Source organism: Desulfosporosinus sp. Sb-LF (assembly GCF_004766055.1).
GTDB lineage: Bacteria > Bacillota > Desulfitobacteriia > Desulfitobacteriales > Desulfitobacteriaceae > Desulfosporosinus.
The window spans coordinates 165,708-178,228 of record NZ_SPQR01000006.1 but is presented as its reverse complement, the minus strand read 5'-3'; the positions used below and the strand labels follow the sequence as shown (position 1 = coordinate 178,228).

General features: G+C 46.0%; 10 protein-coding genes. 1 reads left to right on the top strand and 9 read right to left on the bottom strand.

What is annotated here, in order from left to right:
• Positions 1-125: 125 nt before the first annotated feature.
• From E4K68_RS10805 to E4K68_RS10790, 4 genes are all read right to left on the bottom strand, one after another.
• On the bottom strand, positions 126-887 hold the full coding sequence (locus E4K68_RS10805) for a histidinol-phosphatase (protein WP_135378935.1): 762 nt from the start codon (positions 885-887) through the stop codon (positions 126-128).
• 31 nt (positions 888-918) lie between these two features.
• On the bottom strand, positions 919-2,238 hold the full coding sequence (locus tag E4K68_RS10800) for a metallopeptidase TldD-related protein (RefSeq protein WP_135378934.1): 1,320 nt from the start codon (positions 2,236-2,238) through the stop codon (positions 919-921).
• The gene (locus tag E4K68_RS10795) at positions 2,235-3,728 is read right to left on the bottom strand and encodes a TldD/PmbA family protein (protein WP_135378933.1); all 1,494 of its coding nucleotides are present in this window, start codon (positions 3,726-3,728) and stop codon (positions 2,235-2,237) included. Before E4K68_RS10795 ends, E4K68_RS10800 begins: the two co-directional genes overlap by 4 nt.
• 283 nt (positions 3,729-4,011) lie before the next feature.
• A complete protein-coding gene (locus tag E4K68_RS10790; protein ID WP_135378932.1) occupies positions 4,012-4,518 on the bottom strand; it encodes a GNAT family N-acetyltransferase in 507 nt (168 codons plus the stop codon).
• A gap of 147 nt (positions 4,519-4,665) precedes the next feature.
• Here E4K68_RS10790 and E4K68_RS10785 point away from each other — a divergent pair, with 147 nt between their 5' ends.
• A complete protein-coding gene (locus E4K68_RS10785; protein WP_282432984.1) occupies positions 4,666-5,580 on the top strand; it encodes a Na/Pi symporter in 915 nt (304 codons plus the stop codon).
• Between the two features lie 58 nt (positions 5,581-5,638).
• Here the strand turns inward: E4K68_RS10785 and mobB are convergent, their stop codons facing one another.
• From mobB to bshC, 5 genes are all read right to left on the bottom strand, one after another.
• A complete protein-coding gene (gene mobB, locus E4K68_RS10780) occupies positions 5,639-6,166 on the bottom strand; it encodes a molybdopterin-guanine dinucleotide biosynthesis protein B (RefSeq protein ID WP_135378930.1) in 528 nt (175 codons plus the stop codon).
• A gap of 1 nt (position 6,167) precedes the next feature.
• A complete protein-coding gene (glp, locus tag E4K68_RS10775; RefSeq protein WP_135378929.1) occupies positions 6,168-7,382 on the bottom strand; it encodes a gephyrin-like molybdotransferase Glp in 1,215 nt (404 codons plus the stop codon).
• Between the two features lie 216 nt (positions 7,383-7,598).
• Positions 7,599-9,533, bottom strand: coding sequence for a FapA family protein (locus E4K68_RS10770; RefSeq protein WP_199241743.1), 1,935 nt, complete (start codon positions 9,531-9,533; stop codon positions 7,599-7,601).
• Between the two features lie 180 nt (positions 9,534-9,713).
• Complete coding sequence (locus E4K68_RS10765; protein ID WP_348982857.1) at positions 9,714-10,754, bottom strand: LCP family protein; 1,041 nt, start codon at positions 10,752-10,754, stop codon at positions 9,714-9,716.
• 152 nt (positions 10,755-10,906) lie between these two features.
• Positions 10,907-12,487, bottom strand: coding sequence for a bacillithiol biosynthesis cysteine-adding enzyme BshC (gene bshC, locus E4K68_RS10760; RefSeq protein ID WP_135378928.1), 1,581 nt, complete (start codon positions 12,485-12,487; stop codon positions 10,907-10,909).
• Between the last annotated feature and the right edge of the window lie 34 nt (positions 12,488-12,521).

The window sequence follows — 12,521 nt, the reverse complement described above, 5'->3', positions numbered from 1 at the left end:
ACCAGAGTGTAAAGTTATACTAATTCGATGGATCTCTTTCCCCATGACGTGTTCATTAAATTTTAAATTTTCTTACTAAGGATTATACCATAAAAGTTGTTTGGAAAGATCTAAATCCTTTTACCTTAATCTAATGAATACCTCACCTTGTTTTGATCAGCAAACCCAACAATCGAATGAACCTCGATCTGGCGCAATACCTGAATCGCTTCATCAAGATCTCGACCAACAGACTCTGCATAATGTGCATCAGACCCTAAGGTAAAATCAATTCCTCTCCGTCGAATTTCCTCCATCAAACGTCGTTCCGGATAAAACTCTTGAACTGGCTTATACCTTCCATTCGTGTTTACTTCCAAAACTAAATCCTGTTCAGCGACAACCGTTAATGCCTCATCGGCAAGTACCAGGATATCCGAACTCGGACGAACTCCAAATAGTTTAATGAGATCAAAATGGCCAATCGTTGTAAATAGACCACTCTTCGCGGCACGCGTCACGATGTCAAAATACTCACGGTAAAGCGTATCCGCTTCCTTCTTTAGATGGTTAGGCTCCTCGCCTGGAAAATCAAAAGCCCAGCCCTTGATCTCATGAACAGATCCAATCACAAAATCGAACGGAAACTGTTCAATCAAACGTTTAATTCTTTCCTCTTCGTTCGGACGGTACTCTGCCTCCAGGCCTACTCTAACCTTTATATGTGGATAATCCTTCGCAACCTCCCTGATCAGCGGGAAGTTCATTTGCTCAAAGTAATAATCATGATCGGCAAACCCAATTTCCTTGAGTCCCCGACGGGACGCTTCATCCAAAAACGCCCGTATGTTTTCCCGATTTGCCTCCCGATCGTTATGCCCGAGAAGATGAACATGCAAATCCAACACTGCAAGTTATGCCTCCTTATTCGTTCTAATTTTAAAGAGGTTGTACGCCCGTCTTAAGGATGAGATACGGATGTGTTTCAAAGGCCGAACGAGCCATGACAGTCGTCTGTGCCGCTAAATCCGTGAAGAAATTACCCGTTAATTTCACATCCGTTCGCCCGACGATTTGACCCTTCAAAATCCGCAAACTATGTGGCGCACTGAGAGAATAAGACCCAGAAACCGCCTCCTGAGTATGTAATCCTAGAACAGATAACACAAGTACACCATCCTGCACACTCTGCAAAGCATTTTCCCAAGAGACCTCAGCCTGGTGCTGAAGGTAAAGCCCAGCCGCTCCTTGTGGAAGGGCTGTCGGTTTTGAACCCCAACGCACTGCATCTTTAACCCGAAGATAAGGAGTCTGAAGCTGCCCATTCTGCACCAGCACGGTACGATCCGCCGGTACTCCTTCAGCAGTCACCAGATAAGATCCCAATTCCAACGGGCGGAGTGGGTCAACGCTTAAGGAGAATTGCGGATGGAACACCTGCTTATGATCCATAAAATTCTCCTTTGAAAAAGCACCCTGCCCTTCAATCACCCGATCTCCCGAAAAGTTAGGAAGTACAAACTGTCCTAACATTTCCTCCGTCATAGAGGGGGCTAAAATCACTTGAGTCTGGATCCCTACCGGAGGAGCTTCATGATCCATCGCCTCATAGTGATTCACCGTACGCGACCACAACTCCTCCTGTTCTGCGATATCCATCAATCGTCGCTTAGCAAACCCGCCCCCAACTAAGCTATCAAAGGAAAACCAAGACATAAACTGAGATTGTTGGTATGAAACGGCAAGTCCAGTCGAAGTTCGAACATGTCGGTATCCCCACGCCGCTTGGATACTTCCCTGCATCTTAGCTTTTGAAGGTTTATCGGTTAGCCAACGCTTTACTTGGTCAAATAGAATCTCGTCGTCTCCAGCAATAATTTTCTGGATTTCCCGGTCTTCAACAGCCACAAGTGGCAAGGGTTCTGGAGACGGAATATGTGCTGCATCTGGGTCTTCATAAGAGGCCTGCTTCCATTGTTCCAATTCCTTATGCCAATACTCGGAGTCGTTGTGGGATGGCAACTGAACGATGGCCTGGCTGCATGTTCCATCTGCCCAGATCAAAAACACCTCCCCACTTTGACCCTGACGATAACTAGGTGGAGTATAGACACTTCCCGGCGAATTATCTTTGAGACCCAAGGACACTGATTCCGATTCATGAACCAAAATACGCCAGGCAGATAATCGCGTTTCCTCTTTTTTCGGTGAATGCTGAGCCTGATAGAGAAGTTCCTCTAATTGTGCGACGAGTTTCATCCATGTTCACCTCCCAAACTAACTTGTTGATCGATGTCCATTAGCAAATAGCGATGGCTTCCACCACTTGAGGCAACCGATTGTCCACCCTTTCCGCAGGTTCCTATAGCATCATAACAACCTTCGCCGAGCCCCCCACGAATCGCTTCCAAAGCGGAAAGGATTTTTCCACTAAAGATCGACGGCTGATAAATTGGGAGAGCTGGATCAGCAACATCAATAATCCCATCACATTGAAAGACAAAATCCCCAGTTTTAGGATTGACTTGACCCCCACGATACCCCAAAAGAAGAAGATTCTTCTCTCCCTCGCGTAACTCACCATGCTTCAAAAGAGTTTCCCGCACGGTTTTTACTTCTTCCATCAGATGCTCCGCTGGAGTTAAAGGAAGCATACGGTCAACAAGCAAACGGATATTACTCATACGCGGCAAGGGAATATTCCCATAACCCTCCGCCCGCCCAGCCCCAGTCACAGGCATTCCTGCTTCTTCAGCTGAGAAAACATCTCCCAAACCAGCTTCCAAAATCCCATCCCGTACAATTGTCACAGTTTGCCGAGGAAGACCATTGGCAGAAAAAGGTTGATACGCCCAGTCACCAACGAGCGGTCCATCAATAATGGTCACACCTGGCCGAGCAACCCTGAGGCCTTTACGCAATTTTCCAGCTTCGCCCAGAACTGACTCACTCATATGATCGGACTCCACGGCATGTCCAAAAGCTTCGTGCGCCAGTCCCTTTGCAAGCCCATAATCAATAATAAGGGGATAATGACCACTCAGCAATTGGGGTGCACCACACACAGCTCGGGCAAATTCAGCCCGATCCATCGCCTTTTTTTCCAAAGCATGATCCACTAATTCCTCAAAGAGCACAGTAGCATCCATTCCACTACGATGAATCAAAGTACTCTGAGCTTTGCCGTGATCCCGCACCGTCCCTTGATGCATTAACACCGCTCTCGGAATGATAAACGACACCAACGTCCCATCCGTACGTCCAATACACCATACCTCTTCAACCTGACGATAACTCGTTTGCCAGATCCCCTCTGGAAAAGCACTCCTTAGACGAGAGTGCAAGGACATTACCATCTCCTCAAGTTCAACCAACGGGATTTCTCCGAAAACCTTTTGGGCAGGATTCACCCCCTCATCCTGAATTAGAGGAGCCTCCCAAATCTGGCGATTCCGCTTAGACTCAATCCCTTCATTTCTCTGGGCTAACCGGATGGCCTTTTCGACCAGTTTACGCCCGACCCCTTTTTCTAAAACGTCAGAGGTAGCAAATCCCGATGCCCCGTCTTTCGTAAACGCCTGAACTCCAAAGCCGCTATCCCCACCCGTCGATACCCTTTCAAAACGTCCATTGCTTAAGCGCATACCCCATTCCCTACGCGACTGGGCCCTTACAATAACATACCCGTCAAAAGCCCGAGCCTCCGCCAAAACAGAGTCAACTAACGTTTTCATTTCCTTTTGTTCCACGGTTACCTCCTATAATCAAACGTCCAACACATTTGACCTAAAATCTACCTCAACTACTCCAATATGGATATTAATATTATACCACAGTGAGAAAAAAGGAAACTCCAGCCCCTCACCTGAACGAAATAGTTGGAGAAAAACATATCCCAGGGCTTGTATAAACAGCAAAGCCCTGGGACAAGATATAAACAGTCTCACATTTTCAATTTTTTATCCCCACTCCTCTCTTTTACTTCACTTGCGACAAATAATTTGTCGCAAGCTTTTTTTACCCTATTTTTATTCAATCTAAACTTTTGACCATGAGTTTTCGTTCCTCAGCAAAGCCAAACTTCTCATAAAGGCGAAGCGCCTTCACATTATGACTACTAACAGCAAGGCCTAAGTAGGGAACCCCTTGTTCGCGGCAATGATCCTCCGCCGCTTCAAGCAACACCCGGCCCGCCCCTTTACCCCTCCACTCGGGAAGAACTCCAAAATCCATAACCCATCCCTGGAAAACGCCCGTCAATTCCTCCCTTGATGAAGTATGCAAAACTAAATACCCAATCGGCTGAGTCTTTTTCGTATCCGAACTAGATTTTTCCTCCTCAATAGGAACCTCCACAATAAAGACAACGGACCCTGACTGCTGAATCCAAGTCCAAAACCCTTTAAGAATAACTTCCCTGTAATTAAGGGTCTCCTCCATCGGCTGCTTACGCCATGGAGAAATACTATCCGGAATACCTACTTTCCCAAGGGCAAAAATAAAAGGCCAATCACGAACATTCCCTTTCCGAACACGCATATAATCACCTCTTAGGCTAACTTATGCGAGCATCAGTCAAGTGTCGCTTTCATCCAAAAATATTATTAGAGAACACAAAATTGTGTTCTCTTTTTATGTGAAGATAACTATGTATTCAAAGTTAGTGAACTAAGGCAGGTGATCCCTCTGTACCTATTTACCCTCGTGCTCGGCCTCGTCCTCCTCCTGGGTGGGATGCATTTATTACGCCAAGGACTCCAGACGTTTGCCGGGCATGGCCTCCGCCAAGCGCTACTTTGGATGACCGAGACCCCTTGGAAAGGGTTTTGGAGTGGATCAATATCAACCGCTCTACTCCAATCAAGTACCGCCTTGACCGTTATGGCCGTATCCTTTGTCGATGCCCAGCTACTCCCATTTGAAAATGCCCTCGCACTAGTTTTAGGGAGTAACATTGGAAGCACACTGACCACGCAACTACTCGCTTTTCCCTTAGACCAAATAACCCCCTACATCATGATTCTCGGCGCTCTGGGTTATCTTTTCCTTCCTAATCGAGGACGATTTCTCTCTCTATCCATCTTGGGTCTTGGCATTCTCTTTTTCTCCTTGACTTTACTCCAAGCAGGTATGGCTCCGCTCGCCGATCTTCCGTCCATTCAGCATTTCCTCCGGCAACTTGGAGACAACCATCTTCAAGGGGTTGTCGCAGGGACCATTCTATCTGCCCTACTTCATTCCTCAAGTGCCACGACAGGCATTGTCATGCTACTCGCAGAAGATGGATGGTTAACCCTTCCTACTGCGCTTGCCTTCATCTTTGGAGCGAACATTGGCACCTGTTTTACCGCCGTCTTGGCAGCACTAGCTTCTTCGCGAGCCGCCCAACGGGTAGCTCTTTTCCATGTATTACTCAATGTATTAGGGGTTCTCGTCTTCTTACCCTTCGTTGGACCACTGGCCAACGGGCTCACCCTCATGGGAGGTAGCCTCTCTAGGCAGGTCGCCAACGCCCATACCCTCTTTAATCTTATATCCTCACTATTGGCCTTTCCCTTATTGCCTTGGGCTACTCGAGTCCTTAAAAAGATGCTCCCGTGAAGCCCCGGGACGCAGTGTCACACAAGCGCGACGTCTTTACGTAAGCAGAATAGCAAACTCAGCGAAAGCCCCCCTTCACTTCAAACTTTTCTTCTATTAAATCACAAATCCCGGACGCATCATCTAATCCAAAGCAAGGAATTCCATTATCAAATGAAATATCACTAGCTATTGCAATAAGCTCCTCATGTTTCGAGAAAAGCTCCGTATGCACTTCCGAGCGATACACTTCGATTTTCGGCTTGTTCCCACGCTTGTAGCCTTCGGTAAAGATCACATCCACGCCACTAATTCTGGCAAGGACTTCATCGAGAGGCTGATCGTCTGCAACACTCTCCAAGATGGCAATCCTGTTGGGTGAACTGATTGCCACAACATCTGCACCCGCTTGAGCATGACGGTATGTGTCTTTACCCGGTTGATCCATCTCAAACCCATGGACATCATGTTTCAGGGTCGCCACCCTCCACCCACGTCGCTTCGCTTCCCGGATGATTTTTTCTAAAAGCGTAGTTTTGCCTGAATTAGACCTTCCACCCACAATCGATATGACGGGGATTTCAGAAGTCTCTCCTCTTCGTTCCATCTTAACTCTCCCAGTCCGCAATCCAGCGTGCCATCAAGAGTTCTCCAGTTACGACCGCTCCATGATTAGACGGTACATCCACCAAAAGGTGGCTACCAATCATTGAACGGAGAATTCCCGATCCCTGAGCTGGGGTAAGATCTGCCCACACTTCCCCATCTTTCAACACCGCCTGAGCCCGTAAGAATCGTCGTTGTCTTCCAGTCTTACCAAAACCACTCGCCATCTTAACAAGGAATTGTCCCTCTTCGACTGCGGAGCGACCTGCCAGTTTACGAAGAGCCGGACGAACCAAAAGCTCAAATGTTACCATTGCAGCTGCAGGATTTCCCGAAAGAGAGAAAAAAAACTGTTTCCCTTTTTGTCCCACGGAAGCAGGCGTTCCAGGTTTAATGTCTATTTTCCAAAACAACATCTCACAGCCGAATTGGGTTAAAGCATGGCGCATTATATCGTAATCACCGACCGAAGCTCCGCCAGTCGATATGACCATATCAGTATCTTCAACCTTCTGTAAGGCTTCAAGAGTCTCATTAATTTGATCCGAAACGATCGGAATAACCACGACATCACAACCCGCTTCTTGAAGCATTCCGCGAAGTGTATAACTATTACTATTATAAATCTTACTAGGTAGTAAAGGTTGCCCCACATCCATAAGTTCCGTCCCTGTGGAAAGCAACCCCACACGTGGTCGACGAAAAACCTCCACTTGATCTAGCCCTACCGCAGCTAAGAGCCCGATAGCCGGTGGGGTTAAATAGAAACCTGAGCTGAGAAGAAGTTCCCCTTCTTTTATTTCTTCCCCTCTAGGTACGATATTGGAACCAGGCAACACTGGGCGTAAGATGGTCACTTCATCCAAAACAGACTCTGTGTCTTCCATCCGCACCACACAATTGGCACCAGGCGGAATCGGTGCACCGGTAAATATCTTAGCAGCCTCTCCAATGGTGATTTCCCGTTCTGAGAACGTTCCCGCCGGAATTTCACTTACAATCTTAAGTTGGAGCGGTTTAGGATCAAACGTCTTAGCACAGTATGCATAACCATCCAGCGGCGAGCGCGCAAACGGTGGCATGGAAATTTGTGATTTCACGTCCTGCGCCAATACACGGTGATAAGCCTCAGCAAGCGGAATTCTTTCCTTTTCAACCATTTGAACCCCGGAGAGGACTAATTCTTTCGCTTCTTCTAATTCAATCATCATTTTCATATATCAATAGTTCCTTCCGCGTTACTTTAATTCAAAATTTAAAGGAGACAAAAAATTCTTGATACTCTGCTTAAGTTTAGCATAATTCCAAACATTCTCAAAGGAATTTAAGGAGGAGGTGTACCCATAAGGATATTTATAAATAGAGAACTGACACCTCTAAAAATGAGGTATCAGTTCTCTATTTAAAATCATACCCTGGGAGCGCGTGCCAACTCAAAGTGGATTCGCCCGAATCTTTTCGACTTGAACAACTCCCTTCTCACGATAAATCTCTAATTTCCGGCAGGCTTCCTCGATCCGAATAATTTCCTTTCCTACAGCCACAATGACATTAGAATGGCAATAGTTCACAGAAAGACGGCTGTTGGGACTGATCATGACAAACGTTGAACTCATTTCTGATCCCCCGAGTTCTCGGACACTGACCTGGCCTCCAGCAAAGACTTTTCCTCCCCTACATACGCCCTCAATTGCGACGTCCCCTTCTACCCGAATATCCGAGTTATAGGTCCCCTTCTGACATTCAAACGAGCCGCCACATTCAATCGTTGCTCCTTGCACATAGTTGACCACAAACTTGAGTTTTTCAGGAATCTCGACGGACATGGTTTCAATGGATTGTTCAAGGGCTTGATTCACCCTTAACAAGAACGGCAGGGATTGAAGCTCTAAAGGCCCTAACCCGGCCAAAAAGTGTTTTGCCGTTCGGATGGAAACGATCAAACCTTCCGTGATCAATTCGTCATCCTTGTGTTCCAAAATAAACTTCTCAACCCGATTAGAGAGTTTGGGAAGTTCGGAAAACCGTTTTTCCATGACATGTTTTAGACATTGACCTGGTTGAAGATTCTTAGCTCCTTGTGATTTAATTAACTCTGCCGTATGACGCAAACAATCGCTAAGTTGCTCCCACAACTCGGAGACATTGCGCAGGAGTTCCGAACGGACCACGAATTTTTCCCCAACAACGACCTTGCCACCTAAAAGGTTCTGATGAATCTTAGTTCCTTTTTCTGCCCTTATCTCGGCATGCGACACCGATCCCCTAATCTCTATCTTTCCTCCAGCATAAACATGAAGTCCATCTTGAACATTTCCATTTATGAAGACATCGCCTGGGAATTCGATACTTCCTGTTGCCATATCCACATCCTTTTGCAGGACATAGACATTCTCAACCATGTACGTCTTCTCATCCAACCGAACAGGTTGTCCAGCACACGCGGCTACCACATCGAGTCCATCGGCAGAAAGTTGTACATTCTTTTTTAGACGGAATTGGAAATCCCTAACAGCTGCAGTTGGAAGAACCTTACCGAACACATCTTTCCCTGGCACCCCCGGCTTGCCAGGGATTTTGCGAGCGAGTATAGCACCCTCTTTAACCAGTTTCACTTTGGAAGCAAAAAAATCGATGTTCCCCTCCTCTGCGGCATTAGGCACTTGAGGGTCACCTACAAAATCCACTAGTTGGGCATGCTCTGGTGGCACCGGAAAACTTGCTTCAGCAATCACAACTTCCCCAGCACCCTTGACTGCCAGAATCTCCTGCCAACATTCGGGTCTTACTCCATGGACAATCTTCAACTGCTCTAGATCAGTGCTTAGCTTCGCCTCATTCCAAACTTCAGATTGCGAGGGCACACTCTCCAAATTGACATAACCTACTAAATCAATCTCCTCCAGAGCTGAGAGGTCTTTCGAAAGGATATAACGTCCTGCTTGTTCATGCCTGACTTTCGCCACAACAGACAACCCGAGATGAAGGACTTGCAAATCCCAAGTCAACTGACCTTCTTTAACTAAAGGATGGAATTCTACTCGATCCCCTAATATAACGCGAAACGGCTTATCCTGAAGCTTACCATTCAACCAAACTTCGCCCGCCTGAGTAAAAGGACGAACCTCTTTGACCTCTTCTCCCAAGGCAAGCACATAGTTGCTTCCATCCCAAATCGCTTGGCTACAAGTTAATAGGGGCGCTTGTGTTTGATCTTTCCATTTTAGGCGAACTTTCCACTGACGAGAAAAAAAATTGGGTTTTTCTATGACTTCAAGCATAAGATCTTCTGGTGAAAGTTTTAGTTTAAGCGCCCACTCTTGTCGAATTTCTTCTAGTGAACGTCCTTGAGCGACTTCTTCTGGCACCCCTATCGCCTCACTTTATAAGAATCCCTGATATTCTTAATATATCAGGGATTTTGTTCGACCCACATGGGCCTTAAGTCCTAATTGGCAGGCCTTAAGGCCCAATTGTGATCAGAAATCTTCATTCTCGTGGGAATTATCAGCCCATACATTAATGTTCCACATTCCGGCTGCTCATCTCTACGGTTTAAATATCTGATATCCCGACGACTTTTGCCCATTCGGATCTTGGCTGTTACCAGGGACTTTAGGTAAGGGCTTATTAGGTGTCGAAGTCACAGGCTTTAACAAATCAACATTCTCCTGGTCAATCACTTTCTCCGTTGTCACCCCAAGGAATAAGTTTTTAACTACTTTCTTCACTTCAAGGGGATCAACCTTCCAATAACTTACCCCCTCTATATCTGAAAATGTTCCTGGTAGGGTCTGAGAAACCACATTCGAGCTTTGAATCCCAATCGCAACCTTAGCCAACCCTAAAATGTCCCTTGCCGCCAAATTGGTATGCACCGCCTGCATTAATTGAGGAATAAGGAAGGGTAGCTTCGGAAGGGTGCTTAACTGAAACATCTCCTTGGCAACTGCTTTCAGAACGACCTGTTGTCTTGCCGTCCGCGAAATGTCCGCTAACGCATCATGACGGAAACGTGCATACTGTAGGGCTTTCCCACCGTCTAGACGTTGCACTCCTTTATGCAAGTTAATATATCCATCTTCAATGTCGCCCGTTTCATAGTACATATCTTTCTCGACATCAACCGTAATACCTCCTAACGTATCAATGATTTCCTTAAATCCTTGAAAGTTAGTTTGGACATACCCTGAAATCGTTTCACCCGTCAAGTCTTCAACGCATTTTTGGAGGGTAGATAAATCCGTTAAGGCTGAAACCGCATTTATTTTTATATAACCCTGCCCCGAAAGGAAGATACGAGTATCACGCGGAATGGAAAGCAGGCTAATACGCTGCGTTTCCGGATCGACGCTAGCCAAAATCAACGAATCCGTATTAAACTTTGTCTCCTCTGGACGTTGATCTGCTCCAATCAGTAGAACACTGACCCGTTTTGACAGTCCGTCATTGGAATAACTTATTAGGTTGCCACTAGCGCTTTCGCCCCCAAACCCAGCTCCCATGAATCCGTTATACCCGACAAATCCTAATGCTGAAAAACCCAATAAGGCCACGACCATCAGGATTAAGTTTATCTTGCGCCGCACAATCACCAGCTCCATCATTTGTCATCTTTTTAACATTATACCCAAATTTTAACGATATGAAAGAAAATAGTGAAAGAAACCTAAAAAATAGCTCAGAAAACGAATTTTCTGAGCTATTTACTAAATAAGTTCATGAAAGAAGCCTTTCTTAATTATAAAAGGATTACACACTCGGAAAAATCACCTGTTAGTGGAAGTTCAGCCACTTTGTCAACAAAGCCCAGCCCGTAACGCGCAACAAAGCTTAAAGAGTTGTAGACCCGTTCCTGTCTAGAATGTATCGGTGTAATCCCATCTTCAAGCTGTTGCAAGCGAAGGAGCACCTTATTACATCGTTTACGCTGCGCCTGCCATAGCTTTTTCTGGAGATAATTTAATTGAAAGTTAACTTTCGCTTCATTTCTAATCAACCAATCATGGACATTAACGTGAATCTCTTCCAGAGGTTCAAGCTCAGCATATCCCTTTTCAATTTGTATTTGTAACTGTTTGATGCGTTCATCGATATCCAAGTTATCCCGCTCCCTTACAGAACGTTCGCGGTGTTTCGATAACCCCTGATAGACATCTTTGAGGGTCAGCGCTTCTTTGTTTAAGGATTTTTGCCAAGAAGGCGTCAACACAACGGCAGACAAACGCGGGTAAAGAATGGGCATAACGAATCCAAATGTTGCAAAAACTTTACCTAACTGAGCCCAATAATTTAGTTCTCCTGGCCCGGGAACATAGGCTAAGGTTGGAAACAGATATTCTTGAACGACCGGACGAGTCACAACATTCGGTGAAAATCGTTCCGGCGCTTGAGCTAATAACGCATTAAGAGCATCCAAATTCCAAGGCTCCTCTTGCCCCCGCAAAGAGAACATTTGGTCATTATATAGGATTGCCCGTCGTTCGGGCACGGACAGAAAAAGATTAACCTCTCCGCCAGTTGGCTGAATTTGCGCCTGAAATCCAAGATTTACCCATTCCCTCGTCCGTTCCGCCAAAGCCTCACGAACATCCACGTGCATCTTTAAAGTCTGTTCATACAGCGGAGCAGCCAGTCGCTTAAATTCTGGTAACAAGGGATCAAAGAAAATAAGCCCCCACTTTTGAACAAGCCATTGCAGGGTCAAAGCAAACCATTGCGTCAAATTCTTCGCTTGCTCAGTTAATTTTCGACATTGCTTTAAGATGGAAGATCGAAATTCGCTATCAGGCATTGCTCTCATAAGCTGGCTTTCAATCTCTTTCCAAGAGGGCACTGGTTGGTTTCCAACCGATTCCCCTCTCCCTTCACCCGAAAGACTGCAAGACCCTGGCTTTCCTTCTGAATTCAAAATATAGGTCTCACGTATCTCTAACCAATCATGGTCCTCCCCTGCGATCCAAAAAATCGGCACAACGGGTCGACCCAGTTGTTCACGTTGCTCACCAGCTAACCGAATAGTCGTCATGGCTTTATATAAAGTATACAACGGTCCCGTCAAAATTCCCGCTTGCTGGCCTGTGATCACCGCGAGCGTTTCTCTTTCTCTCAGCTCTTCAATCATCCGTAGAGTTTTCGCGTTAGCCCCTAACTGTATATGATAAGCCTTTAGGGTATCCGCTAAAATTCCCCTTGAATAATCTCTGGTATCCAAATAAGCCGCGCGCCGTTCAAAACTTTCTTGTATCTTAGGATCTCCACTTGGAAAAAATAAAGCTACTTGTTCGAAACAAGTAGCCATGGTTTGCATTGGATCTTTCATTTCTATCCCCCCGCTACCTTTCCAGTACACGAGG

Excerpts from the sequence above, each read along its gene's own strand:
- E4K68_RS10800 (WP_135378934.1), bottom strand. The coding sequence starts at position 2,238 with ATGAAACTCGTCGCACAATTAGAGGAACTTCTCTATCAGGCTCAGCAT.
- E4K68_RS10790 (WP_135378932.1), bottom strand. The coding sequence starts at position 4,518 with ATGCGTGTTCGGAAAGGGAATGTTCGTGATTGGCCTTTTATTTTTGCC.
- mobB (WP_135378930.1), bottom strand. The coding sequence starts at position 6,166 with ATGGAACGAAGAGGAGAGACTTCTGAAATCCCCGTCATATCGATTGTG.
- glp (WP_135378929.1), bottom strand. The coding sequence starts at position 7,382 with ATGAAAATGATGATTGAATTAGAAGAAGCGAAAGAATTAGTCCTCTCC.
- bshC (WP_135378928.1), bottom strand. The coding sequence starts at position 12,487 with ATGAAAGATCCAATGCAAACCATGGCTACTTGTTTCGAACAAGTAGCT.